Consider the following 23,679-nt stretch of genomic DNA (forward strand, 5'->3'; position numbering starts at 1 on the left):
GATGTCTCAGCGGCCATTATGCGGGCGGGGCGTCGAACCACTCCCTGCCGGCGGCCCAGTGCCGCACCCAGCCGGCGAAACCGGGCCCGGCGGTGGTGTGACCGAACTCCGCACCGAAGGGCACCGCGCCCTCGCCGGTGATCTGCCACATGTGGCCCCGGTGCGGGCCGGTGACGATCAGGTGCCAGTCCATGCCGCAGCCGTCGGTCCCCAGCGCCAGGGAACCGTGGTGGGCCACCTGCTCGATCACGGCCTCGGCGTCCTCGTACGGGCCGTCGTCGTCCTCCCACATCCACGCCCGCGTCAGCGGGAACGGCTCGGCGAGGCGCTGCTGCCCGGCGCTTTCGCGGAGCCCGGCCATCCCGTACTCCGGCGGCCCCTGGTACGACCCGTCCGTCACCTCCGCCACGAAGGTCCGGTACGGCTCCGGCAGCACCACCCCGTGTTCCGCCTCGAAGGCGCGCACCGCCGCCCGGCCCAGTGCCGACCCGCCGCCGTCGTCGACACCGAACGCCTCCCGGAGCACGGCGAGTTCGGCCGGGTCCGCTTGATCGTTGTCCATGTCCTCATGAAAGCATCCGGCACCGACGACGCCCCTCGGACAGGCGGGAGGGGCGGCCCCATCGGCGTGGGGTCGCCCCTCCCGGTCGTCCGGACCCGGTGCGGCGGTCCGGCGCTGCGCTGGCGGCCGGTCCCGATCGGGGGAGGCGGACCGGTCGCCCCCGAGGCCTACTTCTCGTCGAGCAGGTCCTTGACCTTGGCCCTGACCTCGTCCGTGGCCAGGCCGCGGATCGTCAGCGTCGTGCGGCGGCGCAGCACGTCGTCCGGGGTCTCGGCCCATTCGTGGTCGCGGGCCCACACGACCTGCGCCCAGATCTCGGGCGCGTCGGGGTGGACCCGCGCGGCCAGCTCGGGGTTCTCGTTCGCCAGGCGGGCGATGTCGAAGGCCAGGGAGCCGTAGTGGGTGGCCAGGTGCTTGGCGGTGTCGGCGGCCATGCGCGGGCCGGGCGCCGGGTGGTCCACCAGCAGGCGGTGGGCGACGGCGCGCGGGTTGGCGACACCGGGCAGCGGCAGCTTCCTCGGCAGCGAGGAGATCGGCTCGAAGTCGTCGCCGAGCGGCTGACCGGGCAGCGACTCCAGCTTCTTCATGATCGTACGACCGATGTGCCGGAACGTGGTCCACTTGCCGCCGGCGACCGACAGCATGCCGCCCCTGCCCTCGGTCACCACGGTCTCCCGCTTGGCCTTGGCGGTGTCGCCGGGGCCGCCCGGCAGCACCCGCAGACCGGCGAACGCGTAGGTGATCAGATCCGGCCGTAGCTGCTGGTCGCGGACGGAGAACGCGGCCTCGTCCAGGATCTGCGCCACGTCCTGGTCGGTGACGGACACGTCCGCCGGGTCGCCCTCGTACTCCTCGTCGGTGGTGCCGAGCAGCAGCATGTCCTCCCAGGGGAGGGCGAAGGTGATGCGGTACTTGTCGATGGGGGTCGCGAGCGCGGCCTTCCAGGGGGAGGTGCGCTTCAGGACCAGGTGGGCGCCCTTGGACAGGCGGATGGACGGTGCCGCGTTCGGGTCCTCCATCCTGCGCAGGTGGTCGACCCAGGGGCCGGTCGCGTTCAGCACCAGCCGGGCGTCGACCCCGAACTCGTCGCCGCAGACGCGGTCCTTGAGGTCGGCGCCGGTGACCCGGCCGCGGGTGAAGCGCAGGCCGGTGACCTCGGCGTGGTTGAGGACGACCGCGCCCGCCTCGACGGCCGCGCGGACCGTCATCAGCGCCATGCGCGCGTCGTTCATCTGGTCGTCGCCGTACACGGCCACGGCCTTGAGGTTCTCGGTGCGGAGCTCGGGCACGTCCTGCGCCGCCTTGGCGGGGGAGAGCAGGTGGCCCACGCCGTCACCGAACGCGGAGAGCGCGGAGTAGGCGAACACGCCCGCGCCGAGCTTCGCCGCGCCGTGCGGCCCGCCCTTGTACACGGGGAGGTAGAAGGTGAGCGGGTTCGCCAGGTGGGGGGCCACCTGGCGGGAGACCGCACGGCGCTCGAAGTGGTTCTCCGCCACCAGCTTCACCGCGCCGGTCTGCAGGTAGCGCAGACCGCCGTGGAGCAGCTTGGAGGAGGCGGAGGAGGTGGCGCCGGCGAAGTCGCCGGCGTCGACCAGGGCCACCCTCAGGCCGGACTGCGCGGCGTGCCAGGCGGTCGAGATGCCCAGGATGCCGCCGCCGATCACCAGAAGGTCGTACGACGCCTTGGAGAGCTGCTCCCTGGTCTCGGCCCGGCTCGGGTTGGAGCCGGAGGCCGGGTGCGTCCCCAGGGCAGGTACGGAACTCAGGGTGGACTGACTGGTCATGTCGGGTACTTACTCCTCGTCAGAGCTGTCGGGGAGGCAGCTCAGCTCTCGTCCTCGAGCCAGCCCATGGTCCGGTCGACGGCCTTGAGCCAGTTCTTGTACTCACGGTCGCGGGTCTCCGCGTCCATGCGGGGGGTCCACTCGGCGGCCCGGCGCCAGTTGGCGCGCAGTTCGTCGGTGCTGGACCAGAAGCCGACGGCGAGGCCGGCGGCATAGGCGGCGCCGAGGCAGGTGGTCTCCGCGACCATCGGGCGCACCACGGGCGCGTCCAGGACGTCGGCGAGCGTCTGCATCAGCAGGTTGTTGGCGGTCATGCCACCGTCGACCTTGAGGGCCACCAGCTCGTCGCCGGAGTCCTTCACCATCGCGTCGGCGATCTCCCGGGTCTGCCAGGCGGTCGCCTCCAGGACGGCGCGCGCGAGGTGCGCCTTGGTGACGTACCGGGTCAGGCCGGCGATCACACCGCGGGCGTCGGAGCGCCAGTGCGGGGCGAAGAGTCCGGAGAACGCCGGCACGAAGTAGGCACCGCCGTTGTCCTCGACCGAGAGCGCGAGCGTCTCGATCTCGGCGGCGGTGGAGATCAGGCCCATCTGGTCGCGCATCCACTGCACCAGCGAGCCGGTGACGGCGATCGAGCCCTCCAGGGCGTAGACTGTCGGCCGGTCGCCGATCTTGTAACCGACGGTGGTCAGCAGACCGGCGTAGGAGTTGATGATCTTGTCACCGGTGTTCATCACCATGAAGGTGCCGGTGCCGTAGGTCGACTTGGTCTCGCCCTCGGAGAAGCAGCACTGGCCGAACAGGGCCGCCTGCTGGTCGCCGAGCGCGGAGGCGACCGGGATGCCGCCGAGCAGCTCGCCGAGCCTGCCGCCCTTGATCTCGCCGTAGACCTCGGCGGAGGAGCGGATCTCGGGCAGGATCTGCTCCGGCACGCCGATGGACTCGCAGATCTTGTCGTCCCACTGCATCGTGTGCAGGTTCATGAGAAGGGTGCGGGAGGCGTTGGTGACGTCGGTGACGTGACGGCCGCCGTCGACGCCGCCGGTCAGGTTCCAGATGACCCAGGTGTCCATGGTGCCGAAGAGGATGTCGCCCGCCTCGGCGCGCTCCTTCAGGCCGTCGACGTGGTCGAGCAGCCAGCGGGCCTTGGGCCCGGCGAAGTAGGAGGCCAGCGGCAGGCCGGTCTCGCGGCGGAAGCGGTCCTGCCCGACGTTGCGGCCCAGTTCCCGGCACAGGGCGTCGGTGCGGGTGTCCTGCCAGACGATGGCGTTGTGGACGGGCTCACCGGTGTTCTTGTCCCACAGCACGGTCGTCTCGCGCTGGTTGGTGATGCCGATGGCCTTGATGTCGTCGCGGGTGATGCCGGCCTTGGCGACGGCTCCGGCGACGACTTCCTGGACGTTGGTCCAGATCTCGTTGGCGTCGTGCTCGACCCAGCCCGGCTTGGGGAAGATCTGCTCGTGCTCCTTCTGGTCGACGGCGACGATACGGCCGTCCCGGTCGAAGACGATGCAGCGCGAGGAGGTGGTGCCCTGGTCGATCGCGGCGATGAAGGGGCCTGCGGTGTGGGCGTCGGTCACTGTGTGCTCCTGAAAGATCCGTAGTGAAGAGGCATGCCGTGCGGCGCGTGCTCCGAGCTGATTCTCAAGCGAAGGCGACGTTGTATATGCCTGCCGCGACGGCGCCGCCGATCAGCGGACCGACAACCGGGATCCAGGCGTAGGTCCAGTCCGAACCGCCCTTGTTGGGCAGCGGCAGCAGGGCGTGCACGATGCGGGGGCCCAGGTCGCGGGCCGGGTTGATCGCGTACCCCGTCGGGCCGCCGAGGGAGAGGCCGATCGAGACCACCACGAGCGCGGTGATCAGACCGCCGAGGACGCCGAGGCCGTTGCCCTTGTCGTTCAGGCCCTGCGTGAGGACCGCGAGGATCAGCACCACGGTGCCGATGATCTCGGTGGCGAGGTTCTGCACCGCGTTCCGGATCTCCGGGCCGGTGGAGAAGACACCGAGGACCGGTCCCGCGCCCTTCTCCTGGGCCTCGACCGCCTTGGCCGCGGTGGCCTGGGCACCCGGACCGCCGACGATCTCCTTGTCGGTGAGGTGGGCGTGGAACTGGCCGTAGTAGGCGACCCACACGAGGGTCGCGCCGATCATCGCGCCGAGCAGCTGGCCGGCGAGATAGGTCGGGACGTTGCTCCAGTCGTTGTTCTTGATCGCCAGGGCGACGGTGACGGCCGGGTTGAGGTGAGCACCGGAGAGAGGTCCGGAGACGTACACGGCCGTCAGCACGGCGAAGCCCCACCCGAAGGCGATGGCGAGCCAGCCGGCGTTACGGGCCTTGGAGGCCTTCAGCGTGACGGCCGCGCAGACGCCGCCGCCGAGCAGGATGAGTATGGCGGTACCGATGGTCTCGCCGATGAAGATGTCGGAGCTGGACACCCGCGACTCCTTTGTCCTTCGTCCAGGGGTAGCCGAACCCCGGGTCCCTCCGGTGGTTCTGGCGCCCTCGGTGGGTGAGAGCGATGCCGGCCCTTGGCGTTGCCACACTCTAGCGCGTATTGCCGGTAGGTGTTCGACAATGCCGACCGATGGACGGGAGTCTTGCTTCGGGCTTACGCATGAGTCAAGGGTTCTGTTATCGAAAACAGGATCGTTATTGATCGTCGGCGGTTATCACTCTTCGCGTGCTGACGTGGACATTGGTCCGAATTGTCCACTTCAGGGTAGGGCGAGGCCCGGGACGCCGCCCGGCGTCCCGGTCGTACCGCGAAAGGCCCCGGGCCCCGTCCCGGGAGCCGTCAGAACCGGCCCGCGCCCAGGTCCCTGGACACCGCGCGGGCGCAGTCGCGCACCGCCGCGATCAGCTCGGGACGCAGCTGCCCGTCCCGGCACAGCCGCTCCACCGCGCCCGTGATGCCGAGCGCGCCCACGGGCATGCGGCGCCGGTCGTGGATGGGTGCGGCGATGGACGCCACGCCCTCCCAGGTCTCCTCGATGTCGGCGGCGTACCCCCGCGCGCGCGTGAGGTCCAGCAGGTGCTCGAAGTCCTCGGTGTCGCACACCGTGCGGTCGGTGAAGGGCTTGCGGTCCGACTCCAGTGCCTCGCTGTGCGCGACCGGGTCGTAGGCGGAGAGCACCTTGCCGAGCGCCGTGGAGTGCAGCGGCTGCATCGCGCCGATCTCCAGCACCTGCCGGCTGTCGTCCGGCCGGAAGACGTGGTGCACGATCAGCACCCCCTGCTGGTGCACGACCCCCAGGTAGACGCTCTCCCCGCTGGAGCGGGCCAGGTCGTCGGTCCATACCAGGGCCCTGGCCCGCAGCTCGTGCACGTCCAGATACGTGGTGCCGAGACGCAGCAGCTCCGCGCCCAGCTGGTAGCGCCCGGAGGCGTCGTCCTGCTCCACGAAGCCCTCCTGCTGGAGGGTGCGCAGGATGCCGTGCGCGGTGCCCTTGGCGAGTCCCAGTGAGGAGGCGATGTCCGACAGGCCGAGCCGCCGCTCGCCGCCCGCGAGCAGCCGCAGCATCGCGGCCGCCCGTTCGAGCGACTGGATGTTCCGTGCCATCGCCGTCCTGCCTCCGTCCCCTTCGACTGCCGCACGGTGCTTCGGATTCCGCACCGTTCGGCAATGTCGAACACTACCGGTCCATGCCGACCTCCCGCTAATGGTCGGTCGACACCTGTTACATCACACGTGACCTGGCCGTGGCGCCGGGGTCACCCCGCGTCCGCGTCGTGGACGCCGCTGCCCATCCAAGCCGACTCCCGGTTACGCTGACGCCGTGCGGCATCCCCGCCTGCCAGGAAACCCTGACCGGGGGCACCGCATAGCCGACAGCCGTCGCATCTAGGGAGCCCATTCATGGCCTCGTCGCCACCGTCCCCTTCCGCCGACAGCCGGACCCGTGCGTCCGCGCTCCGACAGGCGCTCGCCACTCGCGTGGTGGTCGCCGACGGAGCCATGGGCACCATGCTCCAGGCCCAGGAACCGACCCTCGAGGACTTCCAGCAGCTCGAGGGCTGCAACGAGATCCTCAACCTCACCCGCCCCGACATCGTCCGCTCCGTCCACGAGGCGTACTTCGCCGTGGGCGTCGACTGCGTCGAGACCAACACCTTCGGGGCCAACCACTCCGCCCTCGGCGAGTACGACATCTCCGAGCGCGTCCACGAGCTGTCCGAGGCCGGCGCCAGGGTCGCCCGAGAGGTCGCCGACGAGTTCACCGCGAAGGACGGCCGCCAGCGCTGGGTCCTCGGCTCCATGGGGCCCGGCACCAAGCTGCCCACCCTCGGCCACGCCCCCTACACCACCCTGCGCGACGCCTACCAGCGCAACGCCGAGGGCCTGGTCACCGGCGGTGCCGACGGCCTGCTCGTCGAGACCACCCAGGACCTGCTGCAGACCAAGGCGGCCGTCCTCGGTGCCCGCCGCGCCCTCGACGCCCTCGGCCTCGACCTGCCGGTCATCGTCTCGGTGACCGTGGAGACCACCGGCACCATGCTGCTGGGCTCCGAGATCGGCGCCGCGCTCACCGCGCTGGAGCCCCTCGGCATCGACATGATCGGCCTGAACTGCGCCACCGGCCCGGCCGAGATGAGCGAGCACCTGCGCCACCTCGCCCGCAACGCGCGTGTGCCGCTGTCCTGCATGCCCAACGCGGGCCTGCCCGTCCTCGGCAAGGACGGCGCCCACTACCCGCTGACCGCGCCCGAGCTGGCCGACGCCCAGGAGACCTTCGTCCGCGAGTACGGCCTCTCCCTCGTCGGCGGCTGCTGCGGTACGACGCCGGAGCACCTGCGTCAGGTCGTCGAGCGCGTCCAGGGCCTGACCCCGCCCGAGCGCCACCCGCGGCCCGAACCGGGCGCCGCCTCCCTCTACCAGAGCGTCCCCTTCCGCCAGGACACCTCCTACCTGGCCATCGGCGAGCGCACCAACGCCAACGGCTCCAAGAAGTTCCGCGAGGCCATGCTCCAGGGCCGCTGGGACGACTGTGTCGAGATGGCGCGCGAGCAGATCCGCGAGGGCGCGCACATGCTCGACCTGTGCGTGGACTACGTCGGCCGCGACGGCGTCGCCGACATGGAGGAACTCGCCGGCCGCTTCGCCACCGCCTCCACCCTGCCGATCGTGCTGGACTCCACGGAGGTCGACGTGATCCGGGCGGGCCTGGAGAAGCTCGGCGGCCGCGCGGTGATCAACTCGGTGAACTACGAGGACGGCGACGGCCCCGACTCCCGGTTCGCCAGGGTCACCGAGCTGGCCCGGGAGCACGGCGCCGCGCTGATCGCGCTCACCATCGACGAGGAGGGGCAGGCCCGCACCCCCGAGAAGAAGGTCGAGATCGCCGAACGGCTCATCACCGACCTCACCGGGAACTGGGGCATCCGCGAGGAGGACATCCTCATCGACACCCTGACCTTCACCATCTGTACCGGTCAGGAGGAGTCCCGCAAGGACGGTCTCGCCACCATCGAGGCGATCCGCGAGCTGAAGAGGCGCCACCCGGCCGTCCAGACCACCCTCGGCCTGTCCAACATCTCCTTCGGCCTCAACCCGGCCGCCCGTATCCTGCTGAACTCCGTCTTCCTCGACGAATGCGTGAAGGCCGGCCTGGACTCGGCGATCGTGCACGCCTCCAAGATCCTTCCGATCGCCCGGTTCAGCGAGGAAGAGGTCACCACCGCCCTCGACCTGATCTACGACCGCCGCCGCGAGGGCTACGACCCCCTCCAGAAGCTCATGCAGCTCTTCGAGGGCGCGACCGCCAAGTCGCTGAAGGCGGGCAAGGCCGAGGAACTGGCCGCCCTCCCGCTGGAGGAGCGCCTCAAGCGGCGCATCATCGACGGCGAGCGCAACGGGCTGGAGCAGGACCTGGACGAGGCCCTGCGGGACCGTCCGGCGCTGGACATCGTCAACGACACTCTGCTGGACGGCATGAAGGTCGTCGGCGACCTGTTCGGCTCCGGCCAGATGCAGCTGCCGTTCGTGCTGCAGTCCGCCGAGGTCATGAAGGCCGCCGTCGCCCACCTCGAACCGCACATGGAGAAGTCCGACGCGGAGGGCAAGGGCACCATCGTGCTGGCCACCGTGCGCGGCGACGTCCACGACATCGGCAAGAACCTCGTCGACATCATCCTGTCCAACAACGGCTACAACGTGGTCAACCTGGGCATCAAGCAGCCGGTCGCCGCGATCCTGGAGGCCGCCGAGGAGCACCGGGCCGACGTCATCGGCATGTCCGGCCTGCTGGTGAAGTCCACGGTGATCATGAAGGAGAACCTGGAGGAGCTCAACCAGCGCGGCCTCGCCGCCCGCTTCCCGGTCATCCTCGGCGGCGCCGCCCTCACCCGCGCCTACGTCGAACAGGACCTGCACGAGATCTACGACGGCGAGGTCCGCTACGCCCGCGACGCCTTCGAGGGCCTGCGCCTGATGGACGCCCTCATCGGCGTCAAGCGCGGCGTGCCCGGCGCCAAGCTGCCCGAGCTGCGCCGGCGCCGGGTACGGGCCACCGCTCCCGTCGAGACCGAGGAACGCCCCGAGGAGGGGCACGTCCGCTCCGACGTCGCCACCGACAACCCCGTGCCGACCCCGCCGTTCTGGGACACCCGGATCGTCAAGGGCATCCACCTCAAGGAGTACGCGAGCTGGCTGGACGAGGGGGCCCTGTTCAAGGGGCAGTGGGGCCTGAGGCAGGCCCGCACCGGCGAGGGGCCGTCGTACGAGGAACTGGTGGAGACCGAGGGCCGCCCCCGGCTGCGCGGCCTCCTCGAGCGGCTCCAGACGGAGAACCTGCTGGAAGCGGCCGTCGTGTACGGCTACTTCCGCTGCGTCTCCAAGGACGACGACCTGATCATCCTGGACGAGCAGGGCAACGAACGCACCCGGTTCACCTTCCCGCGCCAGCGCCGCGGCCGCCGGCTGTGCCTGGCCGACTTCTTCCGCCCGGAGGAGTCCGGCGAGACCGACGTCGTCGGCCTGCAGGTCGTCACCATCGGCTCCCGCATCGGCGAGGAGACCGCGCAGCTCTTCGCAGCCAACTCCTACCGCGACTACCTCGAACTGCACGGCCTCTCCGTGCAGTTGGCCGAGGCGCTCGCCGAGTACTGGCACGCGCGCGTCCGCGCCGAACTCGGCTTCGCCGGCGAGGACCCGGCCGACATGGAAGACATGTTCGCGCTGAAGTACCGGGGCGCCCGCTTCTCCCTCGGCTACGGCGCCTGCCCCGACCTGGAGGACCGCGCCAAGATCGCGGACCTGCTCCGCCCGGAGCGGATCGGCGTCCACCTGTCCGAGGAGTTCCAGCTGCACCCCGAGCAGTCCACGGACGCGATCGTGATCCACCACCCGGAGGCGAAGTACTTCAACGCGCGCTGAGGGGCGACCGAGGCGCCCTCAGGGGGTGCCGCCGGGACCGGTACGCGGTCGCGGGGTGCGTGGGGCCGACCGGGTGGGCCCCACGCCCCGGGCCGCTCGTCGCCGCGGTGCGGGTGAGGGCCTCACGGGGGCATGCCGACGGTCCTCGGGGCCGCGCCCGAGGTGTGACCGAAGGTACCCCGGGGCACGAGGGGTAAACGAGGCGGTTCGCGCGGCGGAGTCGTACACTGGTCGGTCCACTGCAGGCCGGTTCCCTGTCCGGGAACCGGCCTGCTCGTCCCTCAAGGAGGTGCGCCCGGATGACCAGCACGGTCCCCGCGCTCGGAACCCGTACGGCCGAAGGTTCAGCCCTCCAGGCCGTGCTCCTCGACATGGACGGCACCCTGGTGGACACGGAGGGATTCTGGTGGGAGGTCGAGGTCGAGGTCTTCGCGTCCCTCGGCCACACCCTGGACGACTCCTGGCGGCACGTCGTGGTCGGCGGCCCCATGACCCGCAGCGCCGGCTTCCTCATCGAGGCCACCGGCGCCGACATCACCCTCCCCGAACTCACCGTGCTCCTCAACGAGGGCTTCGAGGACCGCATAGACCGGGCCCTGCCGCTGATGCCGGGCGCAGCCCGCCTGCTCGCCGAACTCCACGAGCACGCCATCCCCACCGCCCTGGTCTCCGCCTCCCACCGGCGCATCATCGACCGCGTGCTGGGCGTGCTGGGCCCGCATCACTTCGCCCTGTCCGTCGCCGGCGACGAGGTCTCCCGTACCAAGCCCTTCCCCGACCCCTACCTGCTGGCCGCGGCCGGACTGGGCGCACGGCCGGACAGATGCGCGGTCGTCGAGGACACCGCGACGGGTGTCGCCGCCGCCGAGGCCGCAGGCTGCCGTGTCGTCGCCGTACCCTCCATCGCGCCCATCGGCCCCTCCGCCGGACGCACCGTGGTGAGCTCACTGGAAGAGGTCGACCTGGCATTTCTCCGCGGCCTGATGACGGAAAAGCTCTAGCCGTTCACTGGGAGTATCTCCGGGCTCCCGGAGTCCGGGGGGAGTGCAAAGTCCATCGGCCCCGGTCCATTGGCCGGGTTGGACAAATTTCCGAGGAAGTACACCCCGGTGGAATTCGCGGCCGGTCGGCAGGCCCGAATTCCACTGATTCCCCGCACAGTTGGGGGTGTGACGTTCGCCACCCCAGTGGCCCTCGACAAGCCGGGTCAAGTGTGCTGAACGACCCCGTTCGGCCCGGAACGGCGGGTCCTTGTGTCCCGATTGATGGATCGCTGCACTAATCATGCCGCTGTCGGGTTTTCGGTGCGTCCGCAACCGGTTTCACTGCGTGATGGGGGGTCAACTCGCGGAGCCGTGAACCCTGCTGCAGGCGCGGACTAATCTCATCGCGAGAACATCACCGCACCCCCCGTGATCCGCCGCACACACCCATGCATGGCGGATACACGGACCCGAACAGCTCTGGAGAAACTCCCGCATGAACCGCAAGACTTTGGTGCTGCCGGCGGTCGCCGGCCTGCTCACCCCGGTTCTCGCCGCGTGCGGCGGATCCGACAGCGGGAGCAAGAGCTCGGACGCCATCGTCGTCGGCACCACGGACCGGTTCACCGCCACCAAGGACGCCCCGGCACCCATCGACCCGGCCTACGCCTACGACGTCGGCACCTGGAACATCCTGCGCCAGACCGTGCAGACCCTGATGGCCCAGCCCAAGGGCGAAGGCGACCCCGTCCCCGACGCCGCCGAGAGCTGCTCCTTCACCGACAGCGGCAGCGAGCGCTACGCCTGCAAGCTCCGCGACGGCCTGAAGTTCGCCAGCGGCGACCCGGTCACCGCCCAGGACGTGAAGTACTCCATCGAGCGCGCCCTGCGCATCAAGGCCAGCAGTGGTGTGTCCTCCCTGCTGAACACCATCGACACCATCGAGACCCAGGGCGACCGCGAGGTCGTCTTCCACCTCAAGACCGCCGACGCCACGTTCCCGTACAAGCTGTCCACCCCGGTCGCGGGCATCATCAACCCGAAGGACTACCAGAAGGACAAGCTCCGCGACGGCTTCGAGGTCGACGGCTCCGGCCCCTACACCTTCCACGCCGACGTCAGCGGCAACTCCGTCACCACCGCCACCTTCACCAAGAACCCCAACTACAAGGGCGCCGTGAAGGTGAACAACGACAAGGTGGAACTGCGCTCCTTCCCCGACGCCGACGCCATGGGCGCAGCCATCGACAAGGGCGACATCGACGTCATGACCCGCACCATGTCGCCCGCCCAGATCCAGAAGCTGGACGCCGGCGGCGACGACAAGGTCGACCTCGTCGACATGCCGGGCCTGGAGATCCGCTACCTCGCCTTCGACACCAACGCGCCCAGCGTCAAGTCCAGGGCCGTGCGTCAGGCCATGGCCCAGCTCATCGACCGCGCGGAACTCGTCTCCAAGGTGTACGGCACCCAGGCCGAGCCGCTGTACTCGCTCGTCCCCGCCACGGTCACCGGCCACTCCAACTCGTTCTTCAACAAGTACGGCAACCCCAGTGTCGCCAAGGCCAAGGACCTGCTGACCAAGGCCGGCATCACGACCCCGATCAAGCTGACCCTGCACTACACCACCGACCACTACGGCTCCGCCACCAAGCAGGAGTTCCAGATCCTGCAGAAGCAGCTCAACGACAGCGGCCTCTTCGACGCCTCCATCCAGGGCCACCCCTGGGACACCTTCCGCCCGGCCGAGCAGAAGGGCCAGTACGACGTCTACGGCATGGGCTGGTTCCCCGACTTCCCCGACGCCGACAACTTCCTCGCGCCCTTCCTCGACAAGGACAACTTCCTCGGCTCGCCCTACTCCAACCCCACCATCCAGCGCACCCTCATCCCGGAGTCCCGCCGCGAGGCCGACCGGCTCAACGCCGCCAAGAGCCTGACTGCGATCCAGGACATCGTCGCCGACGACGTCCCGGTGCTCCCGCTGTGGCAGGGCAAGCAGTACGTCGCCGCACGCGACGACATCACGGGCGTCGCCTACGCCCTCAACTCCTCGTCCACGCTCCAGTTGTGGGAGCTCGGCCGCGGTGTGAGCGGCTGACGGCTCTCCGGTCCGGGACCGGCGACGGCCGTCCCGGACACCCCGGGCCAGGACGGCGGCCCCGGGGGTGACGAACCGACGACAAGGCACAGCAAGCGAACAAGCGCAACCAGTGGCCAGTCCTGCCCGTCGTGGCGGGGCTGGCCTCCGGCCTGTTGACCGCCTGCGGCTCGGGGTCCGGTGATTCCGGGGGCACCGGCTCCTCCGTCGATCATCCCCGCGGGCATCACCGGCCACAACACGGCCTTCTTCGACACCTACGGCGCCCGCCCCTCCCGGGCCGAGGCCGCCGCCGCACTGCGCGCCGCCGGCATCACCGGCAAGGTCAGGCTCACCCTGTGGTCCACGCCGACCCGTTACGGCCCCGCCACCGACGAAGAGCTGAAGGCCATCGCCGGCCAGCTCAACGCCAGCGGCCTCTTCGACGCCGACGTCAAGTCGGTCCCCTTCGACCAGTACGAGAAGGACATCGCCGCCGGCAAGTACGGCGTGTACGTCAAGGGCTGGGTGCCCGACTACCCCGGCCCCGACAACTTCACCGCGCCGTTCTTCGGCAAGGGCAACGTGCTGGACGACCACTACGGCAACGCCACCATCACCGGCAGCCTCATCCCCGACACCGGCGCGCAGAGCGACCGGGCCGCCACCGACAAGTGGAAGGGCGCCCTTCGTCGTCGTACGCCCTACTGCGCGCCGGGCCGCACCAGACCGCTCTCGTACGCGTACACCGCCGCCTGCACCCGGTCCCGCAGGCCCAGCTTGGTCAGCACATGCCCCACATGCGTCTTCACTGTCGTCTCGCTGACGAACAGATCGGCCGCGATCTCCGCGTTCGACAGCCCCCGCGCCACCAGCTTCAGCACCTCCACCTCACGGTCGGTGAGGGTGTTCAGCGTGTCCGGCACCGGCTCCTCACCGGACGGCAGATGCCCGGCGTACTTGTCCAGCAGCCGGCGCGTGATGCTCGGCGCAAGCATCGCCTCACCCGCCGCCACCACCCGGATCGCCTGCACCAGTTCGTTCGCCGGCGCGTCCTTCAGCAGAAAACCGCTCGCCCCCGCGCGCAGCGCCTCCACCACGTACTCGTCCAGATCGAACGTCGTCAGCACCAGCACCTTCGCCGGACCGTCCCGTCCCGGCCCGGTGATCTGCCGGGTCGCCTCCACCCCGTCCATCCGCGGCATACGGATGTCCATCAGCACCACGTCCGGCTGCAGGGCCCGCACCTGGTCGAGGGCCTGCAGACCGTCACCGGCCTCGCCCACGACCGCGATGTCCTGCTCGGCCTCCAGGATCATCCGGAAACCCGTACGCAGCAGGGGCTGGTCGTCGACCAGTAGGACACGGATGGCCACGTGACACTCCTTCGCTAGTCGCGGCCCATTCTGCCCTGCCGGGTTTTCCGGTTCACCCGGTCCCGGCCACAGGCAGCGGATACGGCGGGGGAGTGCCGCCGAACTCCGGGCAGTGCGGCTGGTGGTCGCACCAGCCGCACAGCTTGGTCGGACGAGGCCGCCACTCCCCGGTCGCCGTCGCCTGTCCGATGGCCTCCCACAGCGCGTGCAGCTTGCGCTCCACCCGCTCCAGATCCGCGAGCACCGGGTCGTACGTCACCACGTCCCCGCTGCCCAGATACACCAGCTGAAGCCGCCGCGGCAGCACCCGCTTCAGCCGCCACACCACCAGGGCGTAGAACTTCATCTGGAACAGCGCACCCTCGGAGTACTCCGGCCGCGGCGCCTTCCCCGTCTTGTAGTCGACGATCCGCACCTCACCGGTCGGCGCCACGTCCACCCGGTCGATGATCCCGCGCAGCCGCAGCCCCGACTCCAGCTCGGCCTCCACGAACAGCTCCCGCTCGGCCGGCTCCAAGCGTGTCGGATCCTCCAGCGTGAACCAGCGCTCGACCAGCCGCTCGGCCTCCGCCAGCCACCCGGCCAGCCGCTCGCCCTCCGGATCGTCGGCGAACAGCTCCGTAACCTCCGGCCTGCTCTCCCGCAGCCGGTCCCACTGCCCCGGGATCAGCGCCTTCGCCCGCGGCGCGGTCCGCTCCGCCGCCGGCGCGTCGAACAGCCGCTCCAGCACCGCGTGCACCAGCGTGCCCCGGGTCGCCGCCGCGCTCGGCTTCTCCGGCAGCCGGTCGATCACCCGGAACCGGTAGAGCAACGGGCACTGCATGAAGTCGCTCGCCCGGGACGGGGACAGTGACGTCGGCGCAACGGCCACGCGCCCGGCACCGGCCTCCGCCGACGCCTGCACGACCGAGCCGGGCGTCGCAGGGCCGGACGGGAGGGTCTTCGTGGCCGTCGCCGGGTCCGGGTCGGCGGTGTCTTCCGCCGTCTCCGGGTCCGGCTCGGCCGCCGTCACGGCCGCCGAGGGTTCGGGCACTGCGGGCGTCGCAGGGCCGGACGGGAGGGTCTTCGTGGCCGTCGCCGGGTCCGGGTCGGCGGTGTCTTCCGCCGTCTCCGGGTCCGGGTCGGCGGTGTCTTCCGCCGTCTCCGGGTCCGGCTCGGCCGCCGTCACGGCCGCCGAGGGTTCCGGCACCGCGGCCGTCACGGGCGCCGGCCGCGGCTCCCCGTCCGGATCCGTTCGCCCGGCGCCGCCCGACCGGGCCCCCGCGTCCTCGATGCTGCTGTCCATGACCACAGACCTTACGGCCCACCACTGACAGTGACCCGGCCGCCGCCGTGTTCGACCGCGCGGCCACGGGGCAAACACAAGGGGTGCCGGGGCGGAACAGGTCACCACGGCCGCATACCATCGACCACAGACCCTTCCGTCCCTCAGGTACGGAAGACGCTTCGAACGAGGGGACACCGTGGACGTGAGCGGCGGGAGCGGGCAGCCGCGGTCCGGCAACGACGAGCCGGCCGAGCACCCCGCGGGTCCGACGGCCCCGACGACCGACCCCACCGGCCCGGAGCCCCAGCCCCCCACGGACCACGGGGCCGAAGCCGAGGACACCCGGGCCACGCCCGACCGCGGGCACACGCCAGGCCCCCCACCGCCCGACCCGGCCCCCGACCGCGGCGCGTCCGGCACCTCGGCCGCCGCCGACCCCCGGGAGGCCACGGCCGGCGCCCGCTGCGGCACCGGCTCGGACACCGCTGAGTACCCGGACGGCACGGGCACCGGCCGAGGCGCGGACGCCGACGGCAGCCAGGACCGCCCCGACGCCGGTCCCAGCGGCCCGGACGCGGACAGGACCGAAGACCGCCCCCAGCCCCCCGGCACCGGCGGCGCCACCGGTGGTGCCGGAGCCGAAGGGCGGGCCGGCAGCGCCCACACCCCCGGCACACCCTCCCGACCGGACAACGCCACCGGCACGGGCACAGGCACCGGCTCCCCGCACGACACGCGGCCCGACCGGTCACTCGCCCACTCCGGGATCGCCAGGGGCGAGCCGCCGCAGCGGCGACCCAAGGAGCCCGGTGGCGGCATTCTCATGGGACGGCCGTTCGGCGTGCCCGTGTACGTCGCCCCGAGCTGGTTCCTCGTCGCCGCACTGATCACCTGGGTCTTCGGCGGACAGCTCGACCGCGTGCTGCCCGATCTCGGCGCCGCCCGCTACCTCGTCTCCCTGTTCTTCGCCGTCGCCTTCTACGCCTCCGTCCTGGTCCACGAACTGGCCCACACGGTCGCCGCGATCCGCTTCCAACTCCCGGTCCGCCGCATCCAGCTCCAGTTCTTCGGCGGCGTCTCCGAGATCGAGAAGGAGGCCGAGACCCCCGGCCGCGAGTTCGTGCTCGCCTTCGTCGGGCCCCTGCTCTCCCTCATCCTGGCCGGCCTGTTCTACCTCGCCATGAAACCCGTCGAGCCCGGCACCGTACCCGGTGTCCTGCTGGCCGGCCTGATGATCTCCAACCTCATCGTCGCCGTCTTCAACCTGCTGCCCGGCCTGCCCCTGGACGGCGGCCGCATGCTCCGCGCCGTCGTCTGGAAGATCACCGGCAGCCCCATGAGCGGCACCGTCGCCGCCGCCTGGGTCGGTCGCGCCCTCGCCGTCGCCGTCCTCATCGGCCTGCCCCTGCTCAACCAGTCCGGCACCTTCGGCGGCAACAGCGAGAACACCGGCGGCATGGACACCGTCACCGACGCCCTGCTCGCCGCCATCCTCGCCGCGATCATCTGGACCGGCGCCGGCAACAGCCTGCGCATGGCCCGCCTGCGCGAACACCTTCCCGAACTGCGCGCCCGCACCCTCACCCGGCGCGCCGTACCCGTGCAGAGCGACACCCCGCTCTCCGAGGCCCTGCGCCGGGCCAACGCGGCGGGCGCCCGCGCCCTGGTCGTCGTCGACGCCCACGGCAACCCCGTCTCCCTGGTCCGCGAGTCCGCCATCGTCGGCGTACCCGAACACCGCCGTCCCTGGGTCGCCGTCAGCGGCCTCGCCCAGGACCTCACCGAGGGCATGCGCGTCTCCGCCGAACTCGCGGGAGAAGAACTCCTCGACGTCCTGCGTGCCACCCCCGCCACGGAGTACCTGGTGGTGGAGGAGACCGGCGAGATCTACGGTGTCCTGTCCGCGGCCGACGTGGAGCGTGCCTTCGTCAAGGCCATGGCAAGGCCCGCTTCCTGACGCGCTGAACCGGGGCGTGCCCCGGAGGGGGCGGGGACCGGTGCGACAAGCCGAAGACGACCCCCTCCTGGACAGCACACCGCCGCCCCCACCGTCCTCGGCCCGGGCCCCGGCACGGAACCGGTACGCTGGTCACATGTCCGAACCGACCGGTGCCGCCCGCAGACGCGGGCCCTTCAAGGTCGGGGACCAGGTACAGCTGACCGACCCCAAGGGCCGCCACTACACGTTCACGCTCGAGGCCGGGAAGAACTTCCACACCCACAAGGGTTCCTTCCCGCACGACGAACTGATCGGCGCTCCCGAGGGCAGCGTTGTCCGCACCACCGGCAACGTCGCCTACCTCGCGCTGCGCCCCCTGCTCCCCGACTACGTCCTGTCCATGCCCCGCGGGGCGGCCGTCGTCTACCCGAAGGACGCGGGGCAGATCCTCGCCTTCGCCGACATCTTCCCCGGCGCCCGCGTCGTGGAAGCCGGCGTCGGCTCCGGCTCGCTCAGCAGCTTCCTGCTGCGTGCCATCGGCGACCAGGGCATGCTGCACTCCTACGAGCGCCGCGAGGACTTCGCCGACATCGCCCGGCAGAACGTCGAACGCTACTTCGGCGGCCCCCACCCCGCCTGGCAGCTCACCGTCGGCGACCTCCAGGACAACCTGTCCGACACCGACGTCGACCGCGTCATCCTCGACATGCTCGCCCCCTGGGAATGCCTGGAGGCCGTCTCCAAGGCACTCGTCCCCGGCGGCATCCTCTGCTGCTACGTGGCCACCACCACCCAGCTCGCCCGGACCGTGGAATCCATCCGGGAGATCGGCTGCTTCAACGAGCCGACCGCCTGGGAGACCATGATCCGCAACTGGCACATCGAGGGCCTGGCCGTCCGCCCCGACCACCGCATGATCGGCCATACCGGCTTCCTGCTCACCGCCCGCCGCCTCGCCGACGGAGTCGAGCCGCCCATGCGCCGCCGCCGCCCCGCCAAGGGCGCGTACGGCGAGGACTACGCCGGCCCCAACGCCGACGGCGGCACCGGCCGCTGACCCACCCGCACACAGCACAACGCACGGGCGCCGTGCCGCAGTTCCCGCACACCGACGGGAACCGCGGCACGGCGCCCGCACGTTGACACGGCACCAGCTCCTCCCCGACTGCCCAACTCCCGCCCGCGGACACCGCCTGCGGGAATCCTCCGACCCCGCCGTTCCCCCGCACTGTGACGTGTGGCACGATGCTGGCCACCCCCACCGGCACAGCCCTCACAGGAGACACTCCTAGTGCAGCAATCCGCCGTTCCGGAGCTCGCCCACGCCCAGACCCGGCCCATCCACTGGGTCGCCACCGCCACGGCCGTCGCCGGCGTCGTCGCCCTCTCCTCCGTCGTCCAGCCCGGATCGGCCACGGCCGCCCAGACCCACACCGACGCGCGCCCCAGCACCGCGCCCGTGGCTGTCGCACCGCCCAGCACCACCGGCGTCGACTTCCCGCTGCAGTGCGGACCCACGAAGGCCGTGGTCGTCAAGAAGGCCACCGGAGACCTCGACGGCGACGGCAGACCCGAAACCGTCGCCGTCGTCCACTGCGACGCCACCATGGGCACCCCGCCCGACGGCGTCTACGTGCTCACCCGCTCCGCCGACAGCGCCGCACCACGCATCGTGGCCACCCTCGTCGACCCCAAGGACCGGCTCACCGTCACCGGCTTCTCCCTGCGCACCGGCACGGTCTTCGCCACCCTCCTCGGCTACTCCTCCGACGCCGTCCCCAACTGCTGCCCGGACCTGAAGACCCCGACCGCCTGGCACTGGAACGGCACCGCGTTCATCCGCACCACCTCCGCCGACACCCACAGCGTCTGAAACAGGGCCCGGCCCGGACTCACTCCGCGTCGGGCCCGTACACCTCGACCCTGTCCGAAACCCGCCGCACATGAATGCACTCGCCGGGGCACTCCCGCGCCGAGTCCACCACATCCGCCAGCAGCGGCAGCGGCACCGGAACCGACGCCCCCGGAGCCTGCAACAGCTCCTCGTGCGCGCCCTTCACATAGGCCAGCCCGTCAATGTCCAGCTCGAACACCTCAGGGGCGTACTGGGCGCAGATCCCGTCGCCGGTACACAGATCCTGGTCGATCCAGACCTCCAGCGCCTGCCCGCCCGGGGCCTCCTGCTGCACGGTCACCTCTCCTGCCGTCGGAACACCGGGCGGGACCGGCGCCACCAGGGCCAGCCGGGTCCGCACCAGCGGCTGTTGAACACCCCCGACCCTACCTCCGCCCGCCACCCGGCCACGCTGCACCGGTACCGGTGGTTTCCGTCCCCGCCCGCCCGGGTACGAGCGCGGGTCCAGGACGCCGACAGCCACCTCCGGCCACGGCACCCGACCAGTTCAAGCCGCCGTCGGACGTGACACCCACAGCCCGGGCCGTCGCTCTGCGTGATGTGCGCAGAGCACCACCCGGCGACCCACCACCGCACCCACCGGCCCGGAACGGACAACTCCGGCCACTACCGAAGGGTTTTGACCACGCGATGCCCGGAACAAGCCGCTTCCGTATCACGTTGAGTGGGTATCCCCTCCGTGCGAGGGAGAGCGCAACGGGTGACCGACGACACACCTTGACAGTCTTTGTGATCTAGGGGTTTCAATCGACACCCACCCAGGTAGGGTCTGGAAGCGTCCAGCTCCCCTTGGAGGAGGTGAGGACCGTGGCAGCCCACGACGACGACATGAACCGCGGCATCCGCCCGGGACGAGGGTCCGACGACCCCGCCGGGCAGATCGCCTACCTTGAGCAGGAGATCGCCGTCCTGCGACGCAAGCTCGCCGACTCTCCGCGGCACACGAGAATTCTCGAGGAGCGGATCGTCGAGCTGCAGACCAACCTGGCCGGCGTGTCCGCCCAGAACGAACGGCTGGCCAACACGCTCCGCGAGGCCCGCGACCAGATCGTGGCCCTCAAGGAAGAAGTCGACCGGCTCGCGCAGCCGCCGGCCGGCTTCGGCGTGTTCCTGCAAGCCAACGAGGACGGCACCGCCGACATCTTCACCGGAGGACGCAAGCTCCGGGTGAACGTCAGCCCGAGCGTCGACCTCGACGACCTCAGGCGCGGTCAGGAAGTCATGCTCAACGAAGCGCTCAACGTGGTCGAAGCCATGGAGTTCGAGAGCGTCGGCGACATCGTCACCCTCAAGGAGATCCTCGAGGACGGCGAGCGCGCCCTCGTACTGGGGCACACCGACGAGGAACGGGTCGTACGGCTCGCCGAGCCCCTGCTCGGCACCACCATCCGCGCCGGCGACGCCCTCCTGCTCGAACCGCGCTCGGGCTACGTCTACGAGGTCGTCCCCAAGAGCGAGGTCGAAGAGCTCGTCCTCGAAGAGGTCCCCGACATCGGCTACGACCAGATCGGCGGACTCGGCAACCAGATCGAAGCCATCCGCGACGCGGTCGAGCTGCCGTACCTCTACCCCGACCTCTTCAAGGAGCACGAGCTGCGCCCGCCGAAGGGTGTCCTGCTCTACGGTCCCCCCGGCTGCGGCAAGACACTCATCGCCAAGGCCGTCGCGAACTCACTCGCCAAGAAGGTCGCCGAGGTCACCGGCCAGGCCGCCGGCAAGAGCTTCTTCCTCAACATCAAGGGCCCCGAGCTCCTCAACAAGTACGTCGGCGAGACCGAGCGGCAGATCCGCCTCGTCTTCCAGCGTGCCCGTGAGAAGGCCAGCGAGGGCACCCCCGTCATCGTCTTCTTCGACGAGATGGAATCCCTCTTCCGCACCCGCGGCTCCGGCGTCAGCTCCGACGTGGAAAACACCATCGTCCCCCAGCTGCTCGCCGAGATCGACGGTGTGGAGGGCCTGCAGAACGTGGTCGTCATCGGCGCCTCCAACCGCGAGGACATGATCGACCCCGCCATCCTGCGCCCGGGCCGACTCGACGTGAAGATCAAGATCGAACGCCCCGATGCCGAGGCCGCCAAGGACATCTTCGGCAAGTACCTCACCGAACGCCTCCCCCTCCACGCCGACGACCTCACGGAACACGGCGGGGACAAGAGCGCCACGGTCCAGGGCATGATCCAGACCGCCGTCGAACATATGTACGCCGAATCCGAGGAAAACCGCTTCCTGGAAGTCACCTACGCCAACGGAGACAAGGAAGTCCTCTATTTCAAGGACTTCAACTCCGGCGCCATGATCGAGAACATCGTCGGACGCGCCAAGAAGATGGCGATCAAGGACTTCCTGGAGAAGAACCAGAAAGGTCTCCGCGTCTCCCACCTCCTCCAGGCCTGCGTGGACGAGTTCAAGGAGAACGAGGACCTGCCCAACACCACCAACCCCGACGACTGGGCCCGCATCTCCGGAAAGAAGGGCGAACGGATCGTCTACATCCGCACCCTCATCACCGGAAAGCAGGGCGCGGACACCGGACGCTCCATCGACACGGTGGCGAACACCGGTCAGTACCTGTAACAGCAGGGCGGCTGCGGGTGCCCTCACCGGGTACCCGCAGCCGACTGTTTTTCTGGCCACGACCGGAGCAGGCAATGACGCAAATGATCTCCCCACCAGCGCAAGGCGTTCTAGGCTCGTTCCTACCGCCGAGTCGCGCAGTGCGGGGACGGGCACCGCACACGCACCGGAGCGCCAGCGGTACGTGAGCGGCGCCCACGACCGAGGGTGCCGCCGGGCAAGGAGGGCCGCATGACCGTACGGCGAGTAATGGGCATCGAGACGGAGTACGGGATCTCCGTCCCCGGCCACCCCAACGCCAATGCCATGCTCACCTCGTCCCAGATCGTCAACGCCTACGCGGCGGCGATGCACCGGGCCCGCCGGGCCCGCTGGGACTTCGAGGAAGAGAACCCGCTCCGGGACGCGCGAGGCTTCGACCTCGCCCGGGAGGCCGCCGACGCCAGCCAGCTCACCGACGAGGACATCGGCCTCGCCAATGTCATCCTCACCAACGGAGCACGGCTCTACGTCGACCATGCCCACCCCGAATACAGCGCCCCCGAAGTCACCAACCCCCGCGACGCCGTCCTCTGGGACAAGGCCGGCGAACGCATCATGGCCGAGGCCGCCGAACGGGCGGCCCAGCTCCCCGGCGCTCAGCCCATCCACCTCTACAAGAACAACACCGACAACAAGGGCGCCAGCTACGGCACGCACGAGAACTACCTGATGAAGCGGGAAACCCCCTTCTCGGACATCGTGCGCCACCTGACCCCCTTCTTCGTCTCCCGCCAGGTGTTCGCCGGCGCCGGCCGCGTCGGGATCGGCCAGGACGGCCACGAACACGGCTTCCAGATCAGCCAGCGCGCCGACTACTTCGAAGTCGAGGTGGGCCTCGAGACCACGCTCAAGCGGCCCATCATCAACACCAGGGACGAACCCCACGCCGACGCGGAGAAGTACCGCCGCCTGCACGTGATCATCGGCGACGCGAACCTCTCCGAGATCTCCACCTATCTCAAACTGGGCACGACCAGCCTGGTCCTGTCCATGATCGAGGACGGCTTCATCGCGGTCGACCTGGCCGTCGACCAGCCCGTTCGCACCCTGCACCAGGTCTCCCACGACCCGTCGCTCAAGCGGCTGATCACACTGCGCAGCGGACGCACCCTGACCGCGGTCCAGCTCCAGATGGAGTACTACGAACTCTCACGCAAATACGTCGAGGAACGCTACGGCGAAGACGCCGACGAACAGACCAAGGACATCCTCACCCGCTGGGAGGACACCCTCACCCGGCTCGAGAACGACCCCATGAGTCTCGCGGGCGAACTGGACTGGGTCGCCAAACGCGAACTCATGGAGGGCTACCGCCGCCGCGACAACCTCGACTGGGACGCCGCCCGCCTGCACCTCGTGGACCTCCAGTACGCCGACGTACGCCCCGAGAAGGGCCTCTACAACCGCCTCGCCGCCCGCGGGCGCTTGAAGCGGCTCCTGGACGAGGCGGACGTCGAGCGGGCCATGAGGAAGCCACCGGAGGACACACGGGCCTACTTCCGCGGGCGCTGCCTGGAGCAGTACGCCGACGACGTCGCGGCGGCGAGCTGGGACTCGGTGATCTTCGACCTTCCCGGCCGGGACTCCTTGCAGCGCGTTCCAACCCTGGAACCGCTACGCGGAACGCGAAATCACGTCAAGGAGCTGCTGGACCGGTGCCGTACCGCGGAAGACCTGGTCAGGGTCCTGTCCGGCGGCTGAGCGGGCCAGGGGGGGGACTCGGTGCGGCCCGGGCGTCCAGGGTGGAAATCCTGCCGCCCGGGAATCATCGAGATGGCCCC

General features: G+C 70.3%; 16 protein-coding genes and 1 pseudogene. 9 read left to right on the forward strand and 8 right to left on the reverse strand.

The window, feature by feature from the left end; translation table 11 throughout:
- Positions 1 to 16 precede the first annotated feature (16 nt).
- The 5 genes from AC5WRT_RS16200 to AC5WRT_RS16220 form a co-directional block, all read right to left on the reverse strand.
- Positions 17 to 562, reverse strand: a complete 546-nt coding sequence (locus tag AC5WRT_RS16200) for an SMI1/KNR4 family protein (RefSeq protein ID WP_496094713.1) — start codon at positions 560 to 562, stop codon at positions 17 to 19.
- A 167-nt stretch (positions 563 to 729) separates the two neighbouring features.
- Complete coding sequence (locus AC5WRT_RS16205) at positions 730 to 2,346, reverse strand: glycerol-3-phosphate dehydrogenase/oxidase (RefSeq protein ID WP_496094714.1); 1,617 nt, start codon at positions 2,344 to 2,346, stop codon at positions 730 to 732.
- A 41-nt stretch (positions 2,347 to 2,387) separates the two neighbouring features.
- Entirely contained in the window at positions 2,388 to 3,926 is a 1,539-nt protein-coding gene (gene glpK / locus AC5WRT_RS16210; RefSeq protein ID WP_496094715.1) for a glycerol kinase GlpK, read from the reverse strand.
- A 64-nt stretch (positions 3,927 to 3,990) separates the two neighbouring features.
- Entirely contained in the window at positions 3,991 to 4,785 is a 795-nt protein-coding gene (locus AC5WRT_RS16215; protein WP_496094716.1) for an MIP/aquaporin family protein, read from the reverse strand.
- A gap of 359 nt (positions 4,786 to 5,144) precedes the next feature.
- Positions 5,145 to 5,909, reverse strand: coding sequence for an IclR family transcriptional regulator (locus AC5WRT_RS16220; RefSeq protein ID WP_496094717.1), 765 nt, complete (start codon positions 5,907 to 5,909; stop codon positions 5,145 to 5,147).
- A 297-nt stretch (positions 5,910 to 6,206) separates the two neighbouring features.
- Here AC5WRT_RS16220 and metH point away from each other — a divergent pair, with 297 nt between their 5' ends.
- The 4 genes and pseudogenes from metH to AC5WRT_RS16240 all read left to right on the forward strand — a co-directional run.
- Entirely contained in the window at positions 6,207 to 9,722 is a 3,516-nt protein-coding gene (metH, locus tag AC5WRT_RS16225) for a methionine synthase (protein ID WP_496094718.1), read from the forward strand.
- 299 nt (positions 9,723 to 10,021) lie between these two features.
- A complete protein-coding gene (locus tag AC5WRT_RS16230; RefSeq protein ID WP_496094719.1) occupies positions 10,022 to 10,723 on the forward strand; it encodes an HAD family hydrolase in 702 nt (233 codons plus the stop codon).
- Positions 10,724 to 11,201: 478 nt separating this feature from the next.
- Positions 11,202 to 12,806 carry an ABC transporter substrate-binding protein gene (locus AC5WRT_RS16235; protein ID WP_496094720.1) on the forward strand — a complete coding sequence of 535 codons (1,605 nt, stop codon included), beginning with the start codon at positions 11,202 to 11,204 and terminating at the stop codon, positions 12,804 to 12,806.
- Between the two features lie 207 nt (positions 12,807 to 13,013).
- A pseudogene (locus AC5WRT_RS16240) lies at positions 13,014 to 13,460 on the forward strand (ABC transporter substrate-binding protein); the annotation flags it as partial.
- Positions 13,461 to 13,489: 29 nt separating this feature from the next.
- Here the strand turns inward: AC5WRT_RS16240 and AC5WRT_RS16245 are convergent.
- Together AC5WRT_RS16245 and AC5WRT_RS16250 are read right to left on the reverse strand one after the other, a co-directional pair.
- The gene (locus AC5WRT_RS16245; RefSeq protein WP_055703620.1) at positions 13,490 to 14,161 is read right to left on the reverse strand and encodes a response regulator; all 672 of its coding nucleotides are present in this window, start codon (positions 14,159 to 14,161) and stop codon (positions 13,490 to 13,492) included.
- Between the two features lie 52 nt (positions 14,162 to 14,213).
- On the reverse strand, positions 14,214 to 15,173 hold the full coding sequence (locus AC5WRT_RS16250; protein ID WP_496094772.1) for a RecB family exonuclease: 960 nt from the start codon (positions 15,171 to 15,173) through the stop codon (positions 14,214 to 14,216).
- Positions 15,174 to 15,630: 457 nt separating this feature from the next.
- On the opposite strand from AC5WRT_RS16250, the gene AC5WRT_RS16255 reads away from it, so the two are divergent.
- The 3 genes from AC5WRT_RS16255 to AC5WRT_RS16265 all read left to right on the forward strand — a co-directional run bounded on the left by AC5WRT_RS16255 (position 15,631) and on the right by AC5WRT_RS16265 (position 19,240).
- Positions 15,631 to 17,385 (forward strand): site-2 protease family protein, encoded by a 1,755-nt coding sequence (locus AC5WRT_RS16255; protein ID WP_496100344.1) that lies wholly within the window; start codon positions 15,631 to 15,633, stop codon positions 17,383 to 17,385.
- Positions 17,386 to 17,521: 136 nt separating this feature from the next.
- Entirely contained in the window at positions 17,522 to 18,424 is a 903-nt protein-coding gene (locus tag AC5WRT_RS16260; RefSeq protein WP_061921269.1) for a tRNA (adenine-N1)-methyltransferase, read from the forward strand.
- A 234-nt stretch (positions 18,425 to 18,658) separates the two neighbouring features.
- A complete protein-coding gene (locus AC5WRT_RS16265; RefSeq protein ID WP_496094722.1) occupies positions 18,659 to 19,240 on the forward strand; it encodes a hypothetical protein in 582 nt (193 codons plus the stop codon).
- A 19-nt stretch (positions 19,241 to 19,259) separates the two neighbouring features.
- Here the strand turns inward: AC5WRT_RS16265 and AC5WRT_RS16270 are convergent, their stop codons facing one another.
- Positions 19,260 to 19,562 carry a ferredoxin gene (locus tag AC5WRT_RS16270; protein ID WP_496094723.1) on the reverse strand — a complete coding sequence of 101 codons (303 nt, stop codon included), beginning with the start codon at positions 19,560 to 19,562 and terminating at the stop codon, positions 19,260 to 19,262.
- A gap of 527 nt (positions 19,563 to 20,089) precedes the next feature.
- Between AC5WRT_RS16270 and arc the strand changes: the two genes are divergently transcribed.
- Positions 20,090 to 21,856: a proteasome ATPase gene (gene arc / locus AC5WRT_RS16275; RefSeq protein WP_496094724.1), complete on the forward strand. Its 1,767-nt coding sequence runs from the start codon at positions 20,090 to 20,092 to the stop codon at positions 21,854 to 21,856.
- A gap of 231 nt (positions 21,857 to 22,087) precedes the next feature.
- Positions 22,088 to 23,599: a depupylase/deamidase Dop gene (gene dop, locus AC5WRT_RS16280; protein WP_496094725.1), complete on the forward strand. Its 1,512-nt coding sequence runs from the start codon at positions 22,088 to 22,090 to the stop codon at positions 23,597 to 23,599.
- Positions 23,600 to 23,679: the final 80 nt, after the last annotated feature.

It is taken from the genome of Streptomyces sp. NTD91, assembly GCF_059510455.1.